Raw genomic sequence first — 19,754 nt, 5'->3', positions numbered from 1 at the left:
TGTCCCACTCCAATCATCGCAATTACTGAGGCGTTGCCGACAATCATGCCGATCATTGTTAAACTGCTGCGAGTTTTGTTAGCTAGCAGTGTTTGACCTGCCATTTTGACGCTTTCAATAAAATTCATACTTTGGGAATTGGGAATTGGGAATTCAGCTTTTGGGAATTGGAAATTTTTAATTGAATGAACAAACAAATAACCAATGACTAATGGCTTCTTAAGCACTTCTTAATGCGACGATCGGGTCTAGTTTAGCCGCTTGTTTTGCGGGTACAATGCCGAAAAATAGGCCGATGCTGCCGGAAACACCTACTGCAAGTGCGATCGCCACTGGGGAAACACTAGCTTGCAGGGGAGTAAAAGCAGCGACTAAAAGCACGCCGCCGATGCCGAATCCAGTGCCGATCGCACCGCCTGCTGCCGACAAAATCACAGACTCTATCATAAACTGAATTAGGATATCTTGCTGAGAAGCTCCGATCGCTTTTCTCAATCCAATTTCCTTCGTGCGTTCGGTAACAGAAACTAGCATAATATTCATAATCCCGATGCCGCCCACAAACAGCGAAATTGCCGCCACAAAAGCCAACATCAACGTCAAAGCACCAGTAATACTGCCCAACGTCTTCATTAAATCTTTCTGATTTCGGACAGTAAAATCATCCTCTTTAGTAATTTTATGACGCAATCTCAGCAGATTTTCTATTTGAAATTGGGCAGCTTGCATCATAGCTTCATCTTTAATCGCCACCGAAATAAATGTTACTTTTGTACCGTAGGGAGACGCTCGACCTACGATACGGTTTGCCATTGTTGTCAGTGGCAAATAGACGTTCATATCTTGATTGTCACCAAAACTTGAACCTTTTGCCTGCATGACTCCAATCACTTGAAAGGTAGAGTTTTTGATGCGGATGTATTGACCAACTGGTTGTATATTGCCAAATAATTGTTCGGCTGCTTCCGATCCTAAAGCAACCACATTTTCTTGTCTTTCTAAATCTAATTTGCTTAAAAAACGACCTTGACCAACATCAAAACTTCTGACAGTCAGAAATTCTGGGGTAGTTCCGACAATGGAAGATGAGACATTTTTGTTGCGGTAGGTAACGATTTGACTATCATTGAGAGTTGGTGCGACTTCTTGTACAGAAGCAACTTGAGATGCGATAGCCTCTGCATCTTCCACTACTAAAGTCTGGGGCGGAATCACCGGGCGGGTTTGCGCTTCAGGACTTCCGGGAATAATAAATAGCAAGTTTGATCCCAGAGAGTTAACTTGTCCTTCGATAAATGTTTGAGCTCCTTCCCCAATACCGATCATAGAAATTACCGAAGCATTGCCGATGATAATTCCTAACATCGTCAAGGTGCTGCGAAGCTTGTTTGCCATCAAAGTTGTGACGGCCATTTTGACGCTTTCAACAATATCCATAATTCGATTTTGAATTTTAGATTTTAGATTTTAGATTTTAAATTAAGGAAGTGGTAATTGGGTAAGGTGCGCATTGCGCACCATACTAATGACTCGCGAGCGAGAGGATCGCACTCAAATGACTACTTTTGATTCTTGATGATATCCTCTAGTTTTTTACCTGGAGGAAGTTCGGTAAAAACGCGATCGCCCGCTGCTGCACCCTCTAAAATCTGAATCTTGTTGCCAATAGTCGATCCAACAGTAACAGGCTTAAACTTCGGCTGCTGTTTCTCATCGGGAACTAGGACACCCGTTTGACCTTTATTAGTCACAATTGCCACAGTCGGCACAACTAAAGCATTGCTCAGCTTTTGACCTACAAATCTCAAATCTACATTCATCCCCGATTGCAGCGACTCTTTGCCCGTATCAATGGCAACTCGCACTTGAAATAGCGTCACATCCCGTTCCTTAACAGCTTCCGGCGCAATTAATTTAACCTTGCCTTTAAACACTTTATCTGGATAAGCATCGGCAACTATTTCAACTTCTTGGCCCGGTTTAATTTGACTGATATCAGCCTCTGGGACTTTCGCCAAAACTTCCACATCTCTAGCTAAAGCGACAATCGATGTCGAAGTTGCCGAAGTAGCTTCCGAGGCAGAAGTTGCGGGAGTTACAAAAGCTCCTTGGATGGCATATCTTTGGGTAATAATTCCAGCAAAAGGAGCGCGAACTTTCGTATCTTCTAACTGCACTTCTTGAAAGCGGACTTGAGCTTGAGCTTCGGCTAATTCAGCTTGAGCTTGAGCTATTTCTTCCGGGCGAGAACCGTTTTCTTGTGCGGTCAATTGGCTTTTTGCTTCAGCAACTGCTGCTTCGGCTTTGGCGATTTCTTCGGGACGGTTGCCGTTTTCTAGCTGCGCTAATTTGCTTTTAGCTTCGGCGACTTCTGCTTCGGCTTGAGCAATTTCTTCCGATCGCGTGCCGTTTTGCAACTGGTTCAATGCTTGCTGCTCGACTTGCACAGCAGCTTGCAGTTGCTGAATTTGCGATTCCCGACTTTCTTGTAGTTGTTGCAGGCGTCTTTGAGATTCTATTAATTTAGCTTGTGCAGTACGATTTTCTTTAATTAATTCATCCAGTTTATCTTTAGCCAGAGCACCTTCTTCCACTAACGGTCGATTGCGTTCCACCCGTTGAGCTGTTAGTTCGGCTTGGGCTTTACTCGAGTCAATTTGCGTTTGTGCTTGGGCAATTTCTTGTTTGACACTGCCGGTTTGAGCGTCTGCTAAACGAGCTTGAGCTTGGGCTAAACGAGCTCGCGCTTGGCTGACTTCTTCAACGCGGCTGCCGGCTCGCAGTCGCTGCAAGCCTGCTTGAGTTTGCTGCAAGCGGGCTCTGGCTCCTGCCACTTCTTCAACGCGACTACCGGCTTGGACTTGTGCCAGACTGGCCTCGGCTTGCTCTAAGCGCGCTCGGGCGCTGGCGATGTCTTCCGATCGATTTCCGGCTTCGATTTTGGCGAGTTTTGCTCGCACGCTGGCTTCGCGGGCTTTAGCTTGAGCGAGTTGAGCTTCTACATCGCGGCTTTCCATGCGGGCAACGATTTGTCCTGCTTCGACTTTATCGCCCTGTTCTACAAACAATTCTGCTATGCGCCCCGATCCTTTGGGGCTGAGATTCACGCGCTGTACCGGCTGCACCGTCCCGCTGGACGTGATCCGCACCGTGAGGTTTTGCGCTTCCACCGGCACTGTCATAGTGGCGATCGCATCTACTTTCGGCTGCGATCGACTTTTTGCTACATATATAGTGGTCGGTACAGCTAGCAACCCGGCTGCAACCAACCCAATTGCCCACCGCTGCGGTTTGCGCGCGGGTTTCTTCGGAGACTGCTTTTGGGCGATTTTGTTATCTGCAATTTTAGTCTCTGCGGCCTTGGTGTCTACAGTCTGAGTATCTTCCACCTTGACCTGAGCAGTTTCCTTTTTAGGGCTAACGATCATACCGACTCACCTAATTTAATCTCAGGATTACCTTAAAGGTAAAATTTTTGCTGATGCTTGGCATCGTCTTTCAGACTCATCCGATCGGGTGAACTTAAAAAAGTTCCCCAACCAGCACCTGTAAACAATTATAGCTAATCTTTGCAATTTATTAAATAATGTTAAGTTTTTTCAGCTAAAAGAGGTGGGTCTAAACAGAATCGCTTCTGGCTGCTGGTAAATAAAAATATATTTTAGCAGATAATATTGTTTGTAGGATCTCGGATCGTGCTTCTCACCAGCAACAAAGGCAGATATGGCAGGGGGCGATAGATCGTCACTAGGTCATTGCGGACTCGTGTTAGCGATCGCAACGAGATCGGCCAGTGCTAAGCTCGTAACGACAGAGTATGGACAGACTTATTCTCATAAACCCGGTTTCACTGGTAGCGGTGCCTAAGTCCTGAATACATATCCGCGCCGTGTCCACAACAGGTTAAAATATTTTTCAAACTCGTTAAAAAGGAAAAATCAAAATAATGAATCGTCCTCAAAGCGTTACAGTTCTGGCAATTTTGCAGCTAATTAGCGGCGTATTCAGCCTCCTTGACGGCTTGTTCATCTTACTTTTTGCTGGCATTTTTGGCGGTCTCGGTGCGGCTGTCGGCGGGGCGAGAGTTGGCACTGTAATCGGCGGCTTCATTGCAATTTTTGCGACGATAGCTCTAATTATCGGAATTATTTCCTTAATCTTAACATGGGGTTTGTTTCAACTCAAAAAATGGGCTTGGACGGGAACATTAATTATCCATGTCATCGCCACCCTCGCGCAAATTGCTAAAATGTTTGGCAGCGCAGGTGCAGCCGTTAATTTTTTAACCCTGGGTTTTGCAGTGGCTAGCATTTACTACCTGCTGCGTCCGGATGTTAAACAAGCATTTCTTGTTTAATTTAGTTTTAATTAACGGTACTGAATTCTCGGATCGAAAAAAGCATAGGAAATATCAACCGCCAGATTAATCAGTACAAAAGTCACAGCCACAAAAATTACTCCTCCTTGGACAATTGGGTAATCCCGCGTCAGAATACCCGTGTAAATCCAAGAACCAATTCCCGGCCACGAGAAAATCGTTTCAGTCAAAATAGCGCCACCTAAAAGAGTGCCGAACTGCAAACCGATAGTTGTGACAATTGGCAAAAACGCATTTTTCAAAGCGTGTTTCAAAATTACCCAATATTCAGGCAATCCCTTCGCCCTCGCAGTGCGGATGTAATCTTGAGAAAGCACTTCTAGCATTGCAGAACGAGTGATGCGAGCTATAATCGCCAGAGGAATAGTTCCTAAAGTCAAAGCTGGCAGGATTAAATGGGCGATCGCATCTCGCAAAGCCACCAAATCCCACCTCAGCAAAGAATCCAAAACATAAACACCCGTAATTGACTTAAAACCAAACCCCAAATCTACACTAATCCGGCCGCTTGGAGGCAGCCATTTCAGATAAACAGCAAACAAATAAATCAACATCAATCCCAACCAATACACTGGCAAAGATACGCCAATTAACGAACCACTCATCGCGAGATTGTCCAGCCAGCTATTTTTCCGAACAGCAGCCAAAATTCCCGCCGGAATTCCGATAACAAGTGCCACCCACATCGCCACCACAGACAGTTCAAAAGTAGCAGGCCAGCGACTTCTAATTTCATCAATTATCGGAATACCGCTAATAATACTATTTCCTAAATCGAAGCGGATTAAACTCCATAAAAAAGCCAAATATTGCAAAGGTAAAGGCTGATTTAAACCTAATCTCGCTTTCAAAATTTCCACCTGTTCGGGAGTTCCCCGTTCTCCCAAAAGCACTGTAGCTGGGTCTCCCGGTATCAAATGCAAAAAAGTAAATACTAGCAGAGTGATGCCGAAAAGGACTGGAAATAGTCCTAGCAAACGTTTAAGAATATATTTAGCCATAATTAGATTTGAGATTTGAGATTTGAGAACAAAAATATGAATCAAAAAGTAAATTTATGTAAAGTATGAGGAACCAAAGAGAAGACTTTTGGATCGACAGTGACATACTTACGCACATACTTACGCAGACATAGGCTGTTGTAAGATTGATTTTCTTTTGGGGTAAATCTTGCAGGCGATCGCACTAGCACTTGATAAAAACGAGCGATCGCACCTTTAACCGGAATATACGCATTTTGTGACAGAAATTAATTTGTGAGGTGTATTATGCCTTCCTCAACAATATCAGCACGCGCGATCGCAGGTACAATCTCTGAAACCACACTGACTATTGGAAAACTAGCGCCTAACTTTGAATGGCTCAAACAATTCGGCACACCCAAGGACGATCTCTTCCAGAGCGCAGCACTTGACAGTGCAGGCAATGTCTATCTGACAGGAAGTACCTTTGACCCTTTGAGTGGCACCAATCCAAGTACAAATGCCTGGGTAGCCAAATATGACAGCAGTGGCAGTCAGTTATGGCTCAAGCAGTTAGGGAATAACTTGGCGACAGAAAATAAAGTGAATAGTGCTGGCAATATCTACCTGACAGGAAGCACTGCTGCCGCTTCACCACTGGGATCTTTTGACAAATACGACGCTTGGGTAGCTAAGTATGACGGCACAGGCAGCCAGTTGTGGCTCAAGCAGTTCGCTTTAGGAAACTTTGATGACTCTCCCTCAGACCTCGCTGTGGATAGTGTCGGCAATGTCTACATTTCAGGAACAAGTGGCTATACCACTTCAGGTGGAGGTGGAGGCCCCAAAAGCGCTTGGGTAGCTAAGTATGACGACAGCGGCAACCAGTTGTGGTTGAAGGATGTCAATGCTGGCACCCACGACATTTCCGATGACATAAAAGTGGACAGCAGTGGCAATGTGTATCTGACGGGCACAAACTATAACTTTTCAAAAGCCTATCCACCAGATGTTGACACCTGGGCAGCCAAGTATGACAGCAATGGCAATCACTTGTGGTTGAAGCAATTCGGGACTGCTGACTCTGACTACCCAGAAATCACAGCCCCCTCAGATTTAGCGGTGGATAGCGCTGGCAATCTCTACCTCACGGGAGAAACCGACGGCGCTTTGGGGGGACCCAATGCAGGCGGGAACGATATTTGGGCAGCCAAGTACGACAGCAATGGCAACCAGTTGTGGCTGAAGCAATTCGGGACTGCTGACTCTGACTCTTCCTCAGACTTAGAACTCGATAGCGCTGGTAATCTCTATCTGACGGGCGCCAACTATGACTATTCAAAAAGCTCTCCACCGGATGTTGACACCTGGGCAGCCAAGTATGATAGCAATGGCAACCAGTTGTGGCTGAAGCAATTCCAGACTGCGAGCTCTGACTCCTTCTCAGACACCCACTCACACTTAGCAGTTGATAGCGCTGGCAATCTCTACCTGACGGGAAAAACCAACACCGCTTTGGGAGGCACGAATGCAGGCGGTCAAGATATTTGGGCAACTAAGTACGACAGCAATGGCAACCAGTTGTGGCTGAAGCAATTCGGGACTGCTGAATCTGACTCTTCCTCAGATTTAGCAGTCGATAGCGCTGGCCATCTCTATCTCACGGGACAAACTAACGGCGCTTTGGGAGGTGCAAATGCAGGCGGTCAAGATATTTGGATTGCTAAACTAGGCACAATCACAGAGGTAGTCACACCAGTACAAGTACCAACACCGATACTAATATCGACGCCTACTCCCACAACAACGCCGACGCCTACTTTCACACCAACTCCTACGGCCACACCAACGCCCTCAATCACTCCAACGCCCAATACGACATCAACACCAACGCCATCTTTCACACCGACACCAACGCAGTCCAATTCTGATCCAATTATCGGTACTGATGGCGACGATATCCTTGCAGGCGATCGCAGCAACGATACCATTAGCGGTAAACAGGGAAACGATACCCTCAGTGGTATTGATGGCAATGATTGGATGCAGGGTCATCAAGGAAATGATTTTCTCGAAGGTAGCAACGGGGATAATACTCTTTACGGTGGCAAGGGCAATGATACTTTGCTTGTGGGGAACGGTGAGAATGTTTTATTTGGCGATGGCGCTTCTGACAGTCTCATTGGCGGTGAAGGGAATGATACTCTCTACGGCGGTCAGGGAAATGATACACTATTTGGCAGCTTGGGAAATGATTGTTTAATTGGAGGTTTGGGGAGCGATCGAGTCCTCTTAGGACTTGATGCTGGAACGGATACCATTTTAGACTTTGAAGACGACAAAGATTTGCTGATACTTGCTAGCGGTATTACCTTCTCCCAATTGGCAATTACTCAAAGTAACAGTGCAACTTTAATCCGGTTTGTCCCAACAGGAGAAATCTTGGCATCTCTGATCGCGATATCGGCGAGTCAAATTAATGCTGCCGACTTCACTTTCCTCTAAAACAGTCCTGGACGCATAAACTCTATCTGTAGGGTAAATTTCGCTCTAACTTCTCAATTTTTGCTCACTTCTTCAAAAGACTCCGACCCCAAAGGACTCGGAATCCAACCTTGAATATTCTTGCGTTTCCCTAAAAGCGGCTGTGAATGTACGATCGGCAAACGCACAGCTTCCTCATGCAAAATCTCGCTAACTTCCGCATAAATTTTCGCCCTAGCTGCTTTATCTCCACTCGCCCTCCCCCGATCCAAAAGTTCCAGAACTTTCGGATTTTTCCAATTTCCCAAATCCGCCGTCGAACCCGGCCCGAAGTGAGGATAATAAAAATTGTCTGGATCGCCATAATCTCCTGTCCAACCCATCATAAAAGCTTGAAATCCGGGAGGTTTGAGCCGATCGGCTAAATAAGCAGACCAATCCTTTGTGAGCAATTTTACCCGAATCCCGATCGCGCTCAAATCCGCCGCCAAAGCCTCAGCAATCGGCTTCGGCGTGGGAAAATAGGGACGGCTGACAGGCATATACCACAAATCTAAATCAAAACCGTTCGGATAACCGGCTTTCGCCAGCATTGCTTTAGCTTGCTGCGGGTTAAATTCATAATCTTTAACTCGATTAGACGCCGCCCAATTCAGCGCAGGCGGGAGAAATTGTGAATCATGTTTTCCGAGTTCTCCCCAGAAAGCTTTGACTATTGCTGGCTTGTTAATTGTTTGGGCGATCGCCCGCCTGACTTGCGGTTTTGAAAAAGGTTCGTAACTCGGATTTAAGGCTAAATAACCGACATTAAAAGAAGGTCGCACAACACCTTCTAAATTAGGATCTCCCTGAACTTCTTTCAGTTGATCCGGTGTTAAATCCACAGTAAAATCAAGTTGTCCTGCTCGCAACTGAGCCAGTCTCGCCGCCGGATCATCAACAAAACGAATTACCAATTGATTGACTTTTGGCGCGCCAGTTTTCCAATAATTCGGATTTTTCTCCAAAACAATGCGATCGCCCGATCGCCATTCCTTAAACATAAAAGGCCCAGTACCCACCGCGACCGACCCCGGAGTGCCGTATTTAGCACCCGCTTTTTTCACCGCCGCCGGACTCGCCATCCCGAAATAACCAGACCCAATCGCCGAGGGAAAAGCAGCAAAAGGTTGATTTAAAACAAACTTAATGGTAGACTTATCAACAACTCCCACATCTTTTACCAGGGAATTTTTATCTCCCTTAAAGCCACCAAAAAAATCCTTCCAAATTTGATAAGTTTTGCCAGATTCTCGATAACCGTTAGGATTTTTTGCATCCCACCAGCGCTCCACATTAAACTTAACAGCTTCTGCGTCAAAATCCGTACCGTCGTGAAACTTAACCCCGGAACGCAACTTAAAAGTCCAAGTTTTTCCATCTGTAGAACTTGACCATTCAGTAGCGAGACTCGGCTCAAGTTCCACAGTTCCCGGTTTGAAATCAGTCAAGCGATTGTAAATTTGGTCGATCGCAATCACCGAATTGCCATCAGTAATATTTCCCGGTTCCAGATTGACCGGTTGCCCGCCCGCACCGTAAACTAAAGCCCCAGCCGGAACCGCAGCAGGAGTTGGCGTAGTTGGAGAATTATTGCTAACCGTGTTTGAAGGAGTGCCGCAATTTGATAAAATTACAGCCATCCCAAAAACTAGACTTAATAAAACTAAACGCCAGGGTTTTAACAATCTCATTTCAATAGCTCCGGTTTAATAAAAAATTGTACTCATATCAATAAATTTTTAATTGGATCTTTCTCTCACCTCTGTAGTTTCTGCCTTCTCGGCAGTTCATTTAGTAAATTCTATATTAAAAGCCAGTCTAAATTAACAAACCAAATAGAGCAGCATGATGATATCATGCTGGAGGGTAAAATCTCAACCCACACCTTTACATTAGGCGACGGAACCAGCATGAAAGCTAACGTTTCGCCCCAGCTAGAGGGGTAATTCGGTTTTAGATTTTAGATTTTAGATTTACTCCATGAATCTGGGAAAGCATCTCATATTTGTAAAAACACTTCTTATGACTTCTTTCTTCTTCCTGTTTCCTTCTAACTCCTGCCTCAAAACTCCAATTTATAGCTTACCTGCAAAAGTTCAAGCTCCCAGATTGGGAGCTTGAACTAATGAATCGCAGAGTGCGTAAACACCCGGCGATTCACTCAAAAATCCTCGTCAACTACTGCGGTTTTTGACCATTTTGCATCCTATTTCTAGCCGTTTGTCGGCGCTGCTGCATCAGTTGAGCTAATTGGCTGCGCTGTTCGGCAGTGAGGACTTCTCGCATTGCCAGTGTACTTTCAAATTGCACCTCTTCCAACTGCTGTCTCAATCCGACTATTTGACGGTGTTTTTCGCGTATTTCGCTAGCATTTGCCATGCCCGACATCATTGTTTCCAATTCTTGTCGGGCTTGGCGGACTGCTTGCATCCGCTGGGAAACTTGGTCTTTGTAGCGATCGCGAACTGCCTGCATTTGCTGCTTTTGATCTGCGCTTAAATTCAGTTTCTCGAACATCCCACCTTCCTTGCCCGCAGGTCGATTTGGTCGCTGATTTTGTGCAAGTGTTTCGGGTTCTAGGGGATTAGGAACTGCTATTGCTGCGGCTGTGCTACCGAGAGTCAGCATTAAAACGGCTAGGGCAGATATACGACGAATTGACATGAAAATTGCCTCTTTGATATTACTTATTTGTTGGCGGTTGACTGTCAGCAGCAGGGCTGAAAGTCAACCAGTCTGTTTGTGAGCGATCGGTCATACTTTCTTGGGGAGAATCATGAAGTACACCCTCCCAGTTAGTAACTAAAAATGCTTCTAGTTGAGCAGTTTCCTTATCTCGCAATTGTGCAGTCTCAAGCGGACGGTAGCCAGACCAAAAAACTAGCAGGCTAGCAGCAATCGCAGACGATAAAGCCCACTTAGAAACAGAGGATATTTTTAAGCTGTCCTCAGACTTAGCTGAGACACTTAATCGCGTTTTTGGGCGGTGGATTTCATGGAAAACACTCGCCTGGTTACTTTCGATTGCTGCTAGAATTTTTTGCTCTAAATCTGGTACAGCTTCAGGAATATTGGGGCGATGTCGCTTCAAGAAATTAACTAACTCTTGGTCGCTGCTTGGGTTATTCATAGCTCGCTGACACCTTCTTTTTGCAAAAATTGCCGCACAGCATTTCGGGCATAAAACACGCGAGATTTGACGGTTCCCGCAGGCAGTCCCAAAATTAGGGCTACTTCTTTTTGCGGGATGTCTTCTAAGTCGTGCAGCACCAAAACGCTGCGGTGTTCAAAGCTCAATTGCTCCAGCCCCCGCTGCACTAAATCTTGATAGTGCAACTGCATCAAGTCCGATGTGTTATCTTTAAGAATAACCCGATCCATTGTTTCTTGATTTTTGAGTTGGGAGTCAAAAGAATGCTGTTTAGCAAATGCTTGTCTTTGGTCGGAAGCCACATTCCAAGTGATTCGATAAAGCCAAGTAGAAAAGTTTTCCTGGTGCTTGAGTTTGGGCAATCCTTTCCAGACTCGCAAGAATACTTCTTGTGCTAAATCGTCAAGAAGCGACGGGCCGCAGAGTTGATAAAGGGTTGACCTGACTTTGTGTTGGTAGCGTTGGTAAAGGTAGCGAAAGCAAGTGCGATCGCCCTTTAAACATTGAGCAACTAAGTCCGAGTCGGAACAGTCATCGGTTAAAACATTGGCTGACACACCTAACACCTGTGAAGTCTCCCCCACCAGTTCGTTATCTGAAGTGTTTAGACAGGACGATCTCGAAAAAGGTTCAAATTATTTAAAATATTATTTTGAGCATTAATCGGTCTGGGGCGGAAAACTGCACCAAGGTCAGTAACAGGCTTTCCGGCCTCTTCCAAAACCCATACAGCAGATTGAGAGCCGTGGGTCTGAACAAGTTCTCCGACCCGTTCCACAAAAATTAAGTTTTCTTGTGGGCCGTAGGGTTGACTATAGCGACCAGTCCCCAAGATCGGTTCTAACTATTTACAGCATTTTTCCAATAAGTATAAGTTTCTAAACCAATATTTTTTTGGTCTTCATTATATATCTCATCTAAACATTTGAAAAGAGCTAAAGCGTAATTTTTCAATCCCAGCTCTGTCAAACTTGTGATAATCCTAGTCAGCCGCAGGTAGTTGTGATTAAATTTTTCAATCCACTCTCTTTTTCTTGACAAATATTCGGCCGATTTGGCAATTACAATTTCTGCGTTTTCCCCTTCGCGGCATTCCAACCCGTAAAATGCCAGCATGACTTTGAACGAATGGACTAAGCGATTTCTCAACTCTTCACTTGTTCTAAAAGCTTGAATCACCTCATCATTTAAAGTAGGAGCACTGGAATTAAAGCGGCTCTTTTCTCTCAGGGGAAATAGCCATTGAATGTAATTGTGCACGGATTCCAGCTTCTGGTAATCCCACGACCAAATATCCTCGATCGCCCGACCTTGTGAATCAGGCTGCTGACCGAGATAGAATGCTAAAATTTTGTTTTGTTTGGTTGAATTACTCATTAATCTGCTATACAAAACATCAAAAAGATGCTGTTCAGTCGGTTTTAACCTAATTTAGCTATTAGCCAGGGGTTTAAACCCCCGGCTGCTTCCCCTGCTTTACCGCAGAGTAACAAACTCTTCAGCAGTCGATGGGTGAATGCCAATAGTCGCGTCGAAGTCTTTCTTGGTAGCTCCCATATTAACAGCGATCGCCATTCCTTGAATAATCTCGCCCGCGTCTTTCCCAACCATGTGCACGCCCAATACTCTGTCAGTATTAGTCTCAACGATTAACTTGACAAAAGTTTTCTCGTCTGCACCTGTCAAAGCGTGAAACATCGGCCGGAACTTGGCTGTGTAGCACTTAATTGAGTCGGGAAACTTTGCTCTAGCCTGCACTTCGTTTAAGCCGACTGTAGCCGCTTCCGGCTGGGAAAATACCGCTGAGGGGACATTTTCGTGAGTAATTGCTCTCGGATTGTTGCCAAATTCAGTGTCTGCAAAAGCGCGTCCTTCGGCGATCGCAACTGGTGTTAAATTAATCCGGTTGGTGCAATCTCCGACAGCAAAAATGTGTGGCTGGCTGGTACGGCTGTCTTTCGTAACTGCGATCGCACCTTTATCTGTTTCTACTCCCGCATTTTCTAAACCCAATTTGTCTAAATTAGGCTGACGCCCGGTAGCGCACAACAGCGCGTCTACTATTAGCGTTTCTTCGGATGTTCCCGACAGAGTTAATTTTAAGCCTTCTGGGGTTTTCTCAATGTGGTTGATTGAGCTTTCGGTCAAAATGTTTATTCCGTGCTTAATCATTCCTTCTTGCACGTTGGTGCGAATTTCTGTGTCAAATTCGTTCAAAATTAAGTCACGGCGGATGATTTGAGTTACTTGGCTTCCCAACCCGTTCATAATGCAAGCAAATTCGACGCCAATGTAGCCTCCTCCCCAAATTGCCAACCGTTTTGGCTGCTCTTTTAGTAGGAAGATTTCGCGAGAGGTTATCGCGTGTTCGATGCCGACAATTGGGACTCTTTGTGCTTCTCCGCCGACTGCAATTAAGATTTTGGCGGCGGTAAATTTTTTGTCACCAACTTCGACGGTGTGGGGGTCAATAAATTTGGCGTATCCTGAGATTAATTCGACTCCGGCTTTTTCAAGAAAGCTGATGTGCAGTTTGCTCAGCCGCCGCACTTCTGCATCTACGGTGGTGACAAGTTTTTCCCAGTCGAAGCTGCTTTCTACTGGACTCCAACCGTAGCCCACCGCATCTTCGTAAAGGTGCGAAAATGTGGAGGCGTACACCATGAGTTTTTTGGGGACACAGCCGCGAATTACGCAGGTTCCGCCTACTAAGTCATTTTCGGCGATCGCCACTTTTGCGCCGTAGGATGCTGCTCGCTTGGAACTCGCCAATCCGCCGGAACCCGCACCTATCACAAACAAGTCGTAGTCGTATGTCATAATTGTCTGTACCTTCTTATCGCCCACTTACCAATTTTACGCTTTACTTTTCTTAATGATATCTCAAAAAATTTTTGTTTTTTTTGGGGAGCCACTACTTTACTGTTTGCGATTGATATGGTATTATTAAATAATAGGATATTATACGTTAATTTTAAAATTACTCACACTTCCATTATTAGATTATAACACAAGCGATCGACCAGAAACATATAAAAATATAACTATTTTCTAGCCGCCGCCACAAATAAAAGAGCTAATTGTCGATCGCTCGTTATAGCCGAGTCGAACTCCCGTAAATTCTTGTAAAAAAGCGCAACTTTGATGCTCTTCCCGATTTTTAAGGGGTAGTAGGGGGCAACAATCAGGCGGGATCAGGGCTAATCGCAGCGCAGCGATAGAAGACTGATACTACCCTAACCTATCGGGCCAATCACGGGAGATTATTACCCTACAGTTTTTGATCATTTCATCAATCCTTGATAATTGCTATATTATCAACATAAATTAATTATCGGGCTAGCTTTATGAGCGAGTGGCTTGTTATCTGGGGAGTGGCGCAGGGAGTTGGCATTCTCGTCAAACCCATCTTAGAAGAGTTGGCAGTAGACGGCGCGAAGGATTTGGTAAAAGATTTTTTTAAAGATTCCCTAAAAAACGTCTTATTTTTTGGCGAAAAAGACCCCCGACAAGTCGCAGCGGGCAAAGCGATCACAAAGTTTGTGGAGTTGGTGGAACAGCAGTTGAAAATTGGCGGACTTTCCCCAGAGCAAAGAAAGCTGTATATTAAAGATGTTAAACAGTTTATCAATAACAAGTCTGTTAAGGAAATTTTGGGCAAGGCTTTTGAGAGCGATCGCGAATCTCTAGATGCAGAACTTCTCGAACAAACCTGGGATCAACTAGATTTAACTCCTTTACCAACAAGATTTAAGTGGCAAACCATCGCCAATCAGTATCTCGCAGAAGTTCAAGAAATTCTTTTTGACTCAAAAGACTTGCGCGATATCTTGAGTGCTCAAAATCTGGATAGCATTCAGAAAAATACTCAAGAAACGGCGGGGATTATCCCGGCATTTGACTTGAGGCAATATCAAGAAGCTTTGTGCGAGCGTTACAGCAATCTCAATTTAAGCAGCGTCGATCCCAATACCTACGATTATCGGGAAAAGCTGAAGGTTTGGGAAATCTTTATTTTCCAAGATGTGCGATCGATTTACGAATCATTTCTGCCCCAAGCTTACGAAATTCCTAAAGAACATCAACGGCGGCTGCAAGACAGCAATCAATTAGACGCGATCGATCTAGAAAATTTAGAGAAATATCGGCGCGGTTATTTTTCTCAGCCGATCGTATCGGTGTTAGATGTTATCAATGACAAGCAAAAGTATCCCTACATTGTTATTTTAGGTGATCCGGGTTCTGGCAAGTCTACTCTCTTACAATATTTAGCATTAAACTGGGCGCGATCGCCCTTAAATAGCGTGACATCTCAGCCGATTCCGCTGCTAATAGAATTGCGGACTTACATTCGCAGCGGGGAATCAGGACATTGCAAGAATTTCCTCGAATTTTTTCATCAAAGTCCCGGTTCAATTTGTCACTTGAATCAGCATCAATTGCAGGAACAGCTTAAAGCAGGCGACGCTGTGGTGATGTTTGACGGGTTAGATGAAATTTTCGATTCCGGGAAACGAGAAGATGTAATTACGGCGATTCATCGGTTTACCAATGAGTATCCCCGCGTGCGAGTGATTGTCACGTCTCGGATTATTGGTTACAAACCTCAACGGTTGCAAGATGCAGAGTTTCATCACTTTATTCTCCAAGATTTGAACGCCGAACAAATTCAGGATTTTGTTCGCCGCTGGCACGAATTAACTTTTACTGATGCTGTGGAAAAAGCGCGAATTCGCGATCGCATGAAAAGAGCATTAGCGTATTCATCAACGATTCGAGATTTAGCGGGTAATCCGTTATTGTTGACGATTATGGCGATTTTAAATCGCGGGCAAGAATTGCCGAGAGACAGGGCGGAACTTTACAATCAAGCTTCGCGGGTATTGCTTTATCAATGGGATGTGGAAAGGTCTTTAGTAGAGGATAGCAGGCTCGATCCGAAAACTATTGATGCTAAAGATAAGCAAGAAATGCTGCGGCGAGTCGCTTACAAAATGCAAGCAGCACCTGAAGGCTTAGCTGGCAATATTATTAGTGCGGAAGATTTGGAGAATACCCTCACAGCATATCTGAAGAATAAAGATTTCGATCGACCGAAAGAGCGGGCAAAGTTGATAATTAACCAACTGCGAACTCGCAACTTTATTTTATGTTATTTGGGTGCGGATACTTATGGGTTTGTGCATCGGACTTTTTTGGAATATTTCTGTGCGTCGGAGGTGGTGGAAAGGTTTCAGAAGACACAAGAAATTTCACTGGAGGAGTTGAAAACCGATGTTTTTGGCAAGCACTGGGATGATGAATCTTGGCAGGAAGTTTTGTGCTTGATTGCGGGATTGATTGCGGTAAAGTTTACAGGGGAAGTGATTGAGTTTTTGATTGAACAGGATGGGGCAGCCCAAAAGTTCAGCAATCTGTTTTTGGCAGCGAAGTGTTTGAATGAGGTGAGGGAGAGAAAAGAGATTGCTGGGGTTGAGAGTCAATTGCTTGAACGCTTAAAAGAGTTAACCAAGTATGACCTAAATGACTATACTTTTCGTGATACAAAAAATATCAATCTAGTTAGGGAAATTCGTACTCAAGCACTAGGAGCAGTAGCAGCAACTTGGAAAGATGACCCAAAAACCTTACCTTGGCTCAAACAATGCGCTCAATCTGACGATAATTCGGCTGTGCGACGTGCAGCAGTCCAAGAAATAGCACGGGGGTGGAAAGATGACCCCGAAACCTTACCTTGGTTCAAACAATGCGCTCAATCTGACGATAATTCGGCTGTGCGACAAACAGCAGTCCAAGAATTAGTACGGGGATGGAAAGATGACCCCGAAACCTTACCTTGGCTCAAACAATGCGCTCAATCTGACGATAATTCGGCTGTGCGATGTGCAGCAGTCCAAGAATTAGCACGGGGGTGGAAAAATGACCTAACAATATTTCAATGTTTGTGCGATATAGCTATCAATGATCCTTTTGAACTTCAGTCTAACTTCCAAGATAATCCTAGAAAAGCAGCACTTGAAATCATGGTCAAGCAATACTCCGATCGCCCACAAACTTTAGAAATACTTCGCGATAGATTTGCCAACGATCCAGATAAACAAGTCCGCAATTTTTCCCTGAAACAATTGGCAAAATTAATTAGAGAGACTATAATCTAAACAAAAAAACTATCAACAAATTATGCTCTTTCAGAAAATAGTATAATTAATATCAAATAGTTCTCGAAGACAACCACTATGCAAGTCACGACCGAAGAAATTATTTATCCATGCAGCGACGGTCAACCAATGGCAGATAGCACAATTCAATACAAATTAATTGTCAAAATCAAAGAAGGTTGCGAATCGCTGTTTAAAAACGACCCAAACGTGTTTGTAGCAGCCGATTTACTGTGGTATCCAGTTGAAGGTAGACCAGATATTTCTCAAGCACCGGATGTTATGGTAATATTTGGCAGACCAAAGGGCGATCGACGTTCCTACCTGCAATTTAACGAAGATAATATTGCTCCCCAAGTTGCGTTTGAGATTCGCTCTCACAACGACAGACAAACCAAAATGTACAAAAAACTTTCATTTTACAATCGCTATGGAGTCGATGAATATTACCTTTACGATCCCGAAAACAACGATTTGAGCGGTTGGCAAAGAATTGAAGGAAACTTAGAATTAATTGAGCCGATTGAGGGCTGGGTAAGTCCGAGATTGGGAGTACGATTTGAGTTGGGAGAAGCTGGATTAGAAATATATCGACCCGATGGACAAAGGTTTCTTTCCTATGCGGAATTGGAGGAACAGGGGGAATTAAACCGCCAGCGTGCCGAACAGGAAGCTCAAAGGGCCGAACAAGAAGCTCAAAGGGCCGAACGTTTGGCAGCAAAACTGCGCGAATTGAACATCGATCCTGAAAGCATTTAAGCGACAAATTGTTTAATTTAGGGCTTACGCATAAACCACAGAAACCGGGTTTTTTATGGTTTATGCGCGCTGTAGGGAATGATTTTCGTGAAAAAACCCGGTTTCTCACCACCCTTGTGTAACTCCCACAATTACAACTTGTCCGACTTGTTTAAAGTCGCGAAGCAATCTCCATTCTTCGGGATTGGTTGACTCCAATCCGCTGCATTTGCAATGACGCCTGATACTAAAATTAGCGTCCAAACGATCGCCACTCCAGCCGCCAAAACCGATAAGAAGTGTTAACTTAGTAGTTAGTTGTGTCGATCGCACAGAAAAAAAATGCCTGAACTACAAACCGATACATACCAAGACCTAGACCCGCAAGTCCTCTCAAAGCCCGTTGTTGTCGGTCTGGAAGAGGTAACAAAAGTTTACGGGATTGGCGACCTGGAAGTTCGCGCCTTAAACGGCGTCAGCTTGACGGTAAGACAAGGAGAATATTGCTCGATTATGGGCGCGTCGGGTTCCGGCAAATCTACAGCTATGAATATTATCGGCTGTCTCGATCGACCTACGAGCGGCAGTTACTACTTAGACGGCGTAGATGTCGCCCAAATGCCCGAATCAGAATTAGCCGGAATTCGCAATTTAAAATTAGGTTTTGTCTTCCAACAATTTCACCTGTTGCCTCAATTGACAGCCTTAGAAAATGTCATGTTACCGATGGTTTATGCCGGCATTCCCGCAGCAGAAAGACGCGAACGGGGAGTAGATGCTTTAACAAAAGTAGGCCTAGAAAGTCGGCTGCAAAACAGACCTAATCAACTATCAGGAGGACAGCAGCAGCGCGTTGCGATCGCCAGGGCTATTGTCAACCGTCCCGTGTTGTTGCTGGCTGATGAACCTACAGGTGCATTGGATACAAAAACTACTCAAGAAGTAATGGATATTTTTACCGAATTCAACGAAAGCGGAATGACTGTTGTTATGGTAACGCACGAACCCGAAGTGGCGCGTCAAACTCGCCGCGTTGTCTGGTTCCGCGACGGTCAAGTTATTCACAATAATCTCAATCCCGAAGAGCTTTCACACGCTGTATTTTAGGATAATAGTCCGCGAAAAGCGAAAAGAAAATTGGGCGATTGAAATCGCTTCTAGACAAAGGAAGTCCGCGTACGCGGACTGAAGAATCAAGAGAGTATTATTTCTATCCAAGAGGGCTTTAGCTATTAGACAGGGGTTTTCAACCCCTGGCGGACTAATAGACAAAACGCCAGATATCTGCTTAATGAAAAGCACTGGGAAAAGCTTCCCAAACTCGATCGACAAAATCTCTAAGTTGCCGAGATGCGATCGCACCATCCTTTTTCTCAGAGTCCAGAGACTGCAACTGAGTCAACAGCGAAATTACCTCGGTATCCAGCGCAGCCCGAAACAAACTTCCCGGCCACAGCAAATCAGCACCATCGCGCAAATCGGATAAAGTGTAGTCTTCCGACCATTGCGCCGATAAATTCTTCCCTGACAGTAATACAACTAACATTAAAGGGCGCACCCAACAAACTTGACGTGCCTCAACCACTTGGATCACCTCTGAATGCAGGCACGCATCTCCACATTCTAAACTGACAATTTGACCAGGCTTAAAGTTCAAAGCACAACCCATTAATGCTCACACTTAATACAGACATAACAAAGCAGCCAAATAAGTGCTGCATCTCTCAACAGCACCCGAAAACATTATATCATAATTCCTTCTTCCTTCTTCCGACTGCCATCGGACTGACATCCGTTACATCCGTTATAGAATCCGTTGCCGAACTTCCTTCTTTCTGACA

The 19,754-nt window shown here is 44.8% G+C and carries 16 protein-coding genes and 1 pseudogene; 5 read left to right on the top strand and 12 right to left on the bottom strand.

The window, feature by feature from the left end; genetic code table 11:
• The 3 genes and pseudogenes from QUA38_RS10330 to QUA38_RS10320 all read right to left on the bottom strand — a co-directional run.
• A pseudogene (locus QUA38_RS10330) lies at positions 1 to 128 on the bottom strand (ABC transporter permease); the annotation flags it as partial.
• A 91-nt stretch (positions 129 to 219) separates the two neighbouring features.
• Positions 220 to 1,437, bottom strand: coding sequence for an ABC transporter permease (locus tag QUA38_RS10325; RefSeq protein WP_333161438.1), 1,218 nt, complete (start codon positions 1,435 to 1,437; stop codon positions 220 to 222).
• A 122-nt stretch (positions 1,438 to 1,559) separates the two neighbouring features.
• Positions 1,560 to 3,428: an efflux RND transporter periplasmic adaptor subunit gene (locus QUA38_RS10320; protein ID WP_333161436.1), complete on the bottom strand. Its 1,869-nt coding sequence runs from the start codon at positions 3,426 to 3,428 to the stop codon at positions 1,560 to 1,562.
• 518 nt (positions 3,429 to 3,946) lie between these two features.
• On the opposite strand from QUA38_RS10320, the gene QUA38_RS10315 reads away from it, so the two are divergent.
• Complete coding sequence (locus QUA38_RS10315) at positions 3,947 to 4,357, top strand: hypothetical protein (protein WP_333149213.1); 411 nt, start codon at positions 3,947 to 3,949, stop codon at positions 4,355 to 4,357.
• Positions 4,358 to 4,368: 11 nt separating this feature from the next.
• Here QUA38_RS10315 and QUA38_RS10310 read toward each other — a convergent pair whose 3' ends face one another.
• On the bottom strand, positions 4,369 to 5,379 hold the full coding sequence (locus tag QUA38_RS10310) for an ABC transporter permease (RefSeq protein WP_333161435.1): 1,011 nt from the start codon (positions 5,377 to 5,379) through the stop codon (positions 4,369 to 4,371).
• A gap of 267 nt (positions 5,380 to 5,646) precedes the next feature.
• Here QUA38_RS10310 and QUA38_RS10305 point away from each other — a divergent pair, with 267 nt between their 5' ends.
• Positions 5,647 to 7,845: an SBBP repeat-containing protein gene (locus QUA38_RS10305; protein WP_333161432.1), complete on the top strand. Its 2,199-nt coding sequence runs from the start codon at positions 5,647 to 5,649 to the stop codon at positions 7,843 to 7,845.
• A gap of 53 nt (positions 7,846 to 7,898) precedes the next feature.
• On the opposite strand, the gene QUA38_RS10300 is transcribed toward QUA38_RS10305, so the two are convergent.
• The 6 genes from QUA38_RS10300 to gor all read right to left on the bottom strand — a co-directional run bounded on the left by QUA38_RS10300 (position 7,899) and on the right by gor (position 13,837).
• Positions 7,899 to 9,557 carry an ABC transporter substrate-binding protein gene (locus QUA38_RS10300; RefSeq protein ID WP_333161430.1) on the bottom strand — a complete coding sequence of 553 codons (1,659 nt, stop codon included), beginning with the start codon at positions 9,555 to 9,557 and terminating at the stop codon, positions 7,899 to 7,901.
• 487 nt (positions 9,558 to 10,044) lie between these two features.
• Positions 10,045 to 10,530 (bottom strand): Spy/CpxP family protein refolding chaperone, encoded by a 486-nt coding sequence (locus tag QUA38_RS10295; protein ID WP_333161428.1) that lies wholly within the window; start codon positions 10,528 to 10,530, stop codon positions 10,045 to 10,047.
• A gap of 19 nt (positions 10,531 to 10,549) precedes the next feature.
• Positions 10,550 to 10,996, bottom strand: a complete 447-nt coding sequence (locus QUA38_RS10290) for a hypothetical protein (protein WP_333161426.1) — start codon at positions 10,994 to 10,996, stop codon at positions 10,550 to 10,552.
• The gene (locus tag QUA38_RS10285) at positions 10,993 to 11,583 is read right to left on the bottom strand and encodes a sigma-70 family RNA polymerase sigma factor (protein ID WP_333161440.1); all 591 of its coding nucleotides are present in this window, start codon (positions 11,581 to 11,583) and stop codon (positions 10,993 to 10,995) included. The genes QUA38_RS10290 and QUA38_RS10285 overlap by 4 nt, the downstream gene beginning before the upstream one ends.
• A gap of 274 nt (positions 11,584 to 11,857) precedes the next feature.
• Positions 11,858 to 12,394, bottom strand: a complete 537-nt coding sequence (locus QUA38_RS10280; RefSeq protein ID WP_333161424.1) for an opioid growth factor receptor-related protein — start codon at positions 12,392 to 12,394, stop codon at positions 11,858 to 11,860.
• 99 nt (positions 12,395 to 12,493) lie between these two features.
• Positions 12,494 to 13,837: a glutathione-disulfide reductase gene (gene gor, locus QUA38_RS10275; protein WP_333161422.1), complete on the bottom strand. Its 1,344-nt coding sequence runs from the start codon at positions 13,835 to 13,837 to the stop codon at positions 12,494 to 12,496.
• A 527-nt stretch (positions 13,838 to 14,364) separates the two neighbouring features.
• On the opposite strand from gor, the gene QUA38_RS10270 reads away from it, so the two are divergent.
• Both QUA38_RS10270 and QUA38_RS10265 read left to right on the top strand, forming a co-directional pair.
• Positions 14,365 to 17,175 (top strand): HEAT repeat domain-containing protein, encoded by a 2,811-nt coding sequence (locus QUA38_RS10270; RefSeq protein WP_333161420.1) that lies wholly within the window; start codon positions 14,365 to 14,367, stop codon positions 17,173 to 17,175.
• Positions 17,176 to 17,253: 78 nt separating this feature from the next.
• A complete protein-coding gene (locus QUA38_RS10265; protein ID WP_333161418.1) occupies positions 17,254 to 17,934 on the top strand; it encodes a Uma2 family endonuclease in 681 nt (226 codons plus the stop codon).
• Positions 17,935 to 18,039: 105 nt separating this feature from the next.
• Here QUA38_RS10265 and QUA38_RS10260 read toward each other — a convergent pair whose 3' ends face one another.
• A complete protein-coding gene (locus tag QUA38_RS10260; protein ID WP_333161416.1) occupies positions 18,040 to 18,246 on the bottom strand; it encodes a hypothetical protein in 207 nt (68 codons plus the stop codon).
• 9 nt (positions 18,247 to 18,255) lie between these two features.
• Here QUA38_RS10260 and QUA38_RS10255 point away from each other — a divergent pair, with 9 nt between their 5' ends.
• Positions 18,256 to 19,020 (top strand): ABC transporter ATP-binding protein, encoded by a 765-nt coding sequence (locus QUA38_RS10255; RefSeq protein WP_333139323.1) that lies wholly within the window; start codon positions 18,256 to 18,258, stop codon positions 19,018 to 19,020.
• A gap of 181 nt (positions 19,021 to 19,201) precedes the next feature.
• On the opposite strand, the gene QUA38_RS10250 is transcribed toward QUA38_RS10255, so the two are convergent.
• Entirely contained in the window at positions 19,202 to 19,570 is a 369-nt protein-coding gene (locus tag QUA38_RS10250) for a hypothetical protein (RefSeq protein ID WP_445305043.1), read from the bottom strand.
• Positions 19,571 to 19,754: the final 184 nt, after the last annotated feature.

Source organism: Microcoleus sp. Pol12B4 (assembly GCF_036701385.1).
Taxonomy (GTDB): domain Bacteria; phylum Cyanobacteriota; class Cyanobacteriia; order Cyanobacteriales; family Microcoleaceae; genus Microcoleus.
The sequence above is the reverse complement of the archived record's forward strand: the minus strand, read 5'-3'. Positions and strand labels throughout refer to the sequence as shown.